Source organism: Rhizobium acaciae, assembly GCF_025941625.1.
Lineage (GTDB): Bacteria > Pseudomonadota > Alphaproteobacteria > Rhizobiales > Rhizobiaceae > Rhizobium > Rhizobium acaciae.
Window position 1 is genome coordinate 1 of the sequence record NZ_JAPCZO010000068.1, and the last position, 1,730, is coordinate 1,730.

At 68.2% G+C, this 1,730-nt stretch carries 1 protein-coding gene; it reads left to right on the top strand.

All coding sequences use genetic code 11. The features are described 5' to 3' along the window. Positions 1–1,730, top strand: a 1,730-nt coding sequence (locus OLZ32_RS39080) for a condensation domain-containing protein (RefSeq protein WP_264425720.1), incomplete at both ends; no start/stop codon positions are given.

Genomic DNA, 1,730 nt, shown 5'->3' on the forward strand with positions numbered 1-1,730 from the left:
CACGACAACTTCTTCGAACTCGGCGGCCATTCGCTTTTGGCCGTGCAGCTCTCGAGCCGGCTGTCGCAGGCCGTTGGTGTGGAACTGCCGCTGTCGACGCTGTTCGCCAGGCCGATGCTTGCCGATCTGGCGGCAAGCATCGTCGAGCTGTTGCACCGCGCCGGTCCCAAAGACCTGCCGGCGATTGTCGCCGTGTCGCGCGACGAGCCGCTGGTGCTGTCGTTTGCGCAGCAGCGGCTGTGGTTCTTGGCGCAGCTGGACGAGGGCAGCACCAACTATCACATGCCGCTGGCCTTGCGGTTGCGGGGAGCGCTCGACCGCGTCGCCTGGCAGCGCAGCCTTGACCGTCTGTTTGCCCGTCACGAGGCGCTGCGCAGTGTCTTTGTCGCGCCGCAGGGCAAGCCCCGGGTTGAGCTTCTCCCGCCGGATGCGGGACTGCCGGTGACAGAGCACGATCTGCAGGGGCTGCCGGATGCGGATGCCGTGCTTTGGGATCTGTGCCGTGAGGAGGCGCGCACGCCGTTCGATCTGGCGCGCGGGCCGCTGATTCGCGCGCGTCTGATCCGGCTGGCGGATGAGGACCACGTCTTCCTGCTGACGCAACACCATATCGTCTCGGATGGCTGGTCGATGGGGGTGCTGATGCGTGAGCTCAGCAGCCTTTACCGGGCGTTTGTGGCCGGGCAGGACGACCCGCGGCCACCGCTGGCGATCCAGTATCCGGATTATGCCGCCTGGCAACGGCAATGGCTGTCGGGGGAACGGCTGCAGAGCCAGGCGCAGTATTGGCGCGACACCCTGTCCGGCGCCCCGGCCCGTCTTGCGCTGCCGACCGATCGGCCGCGGCCGCTCCAGCAGTCGTTTGCCGGGGCGAGCGTGCCGGTCGTCATCGATGCGGCTCTGACGGGCGGTCTGAAGCGGCTGAGCCGCAAGCATGGCACGACGCCTTTCATGACGGTGCTGGCGGCCTGGGCGGCGGTGCTGTCGCGCCTGTCAGGGCAGGACGACCTTGTCATCGGCGTGCCGAGCGCCAACCGCAGCCGGCGCGAGGTCGAGGAACTGATCGGCTTCTTCGTCAACACCCTGGCGCTGCGGCTGGACCTGGCGGGCACGCCGAGCGTGTCGGAGCTTCTGGAGCGGACGCGGCGCACGGCGCTGGCCGCGCAGGAGCATCAGGATCTGCCGTTCGAGCAGGTGGTCGAGATCGTCAAGCCGCCGCGGGCCCTCGATCACACGCCGTTGTTCCAGGTGATGTTGGCCTGGCAGAACGAGACCGTCGGGTCAGTGGATCTGGCGGGGCTGCGGGTGGAGGCTGCCGGCGAGGGGCTCGATCAGGTCAAGTTCGATCTGGAGCTCAACCTTGGCGAAGATGGCGAGGAGATCGTCGGATCGCTGCACTATGCCACGGCGGTGTTCGACGAAGCGACGATCGAGCGGCAGCGCGGCTATCTGCTGGCATTGCTGCGGGCGATGGTTGCCGATGCCGGGCAGCCGGTCGGTCGCATCGACATCCTGCCGCCCGAGGAGCGCCGCTACCTGCTGGAGGAGCTGAACCGGACGGCGGCGCCTTACCCCTCGGAGCGGTGCATCCACGAGCTGTTCGAGGCGCAGGTGCGCCAGGCGCCCGACGCGATGGCGGTGGTGCATGAGGACGAGCGGGTGAGCTATGGCGAACTCAACGCGCGCGCCAACCGGCTGGCCCATCATCTGATCGGGCTCGGGGTCAAGCC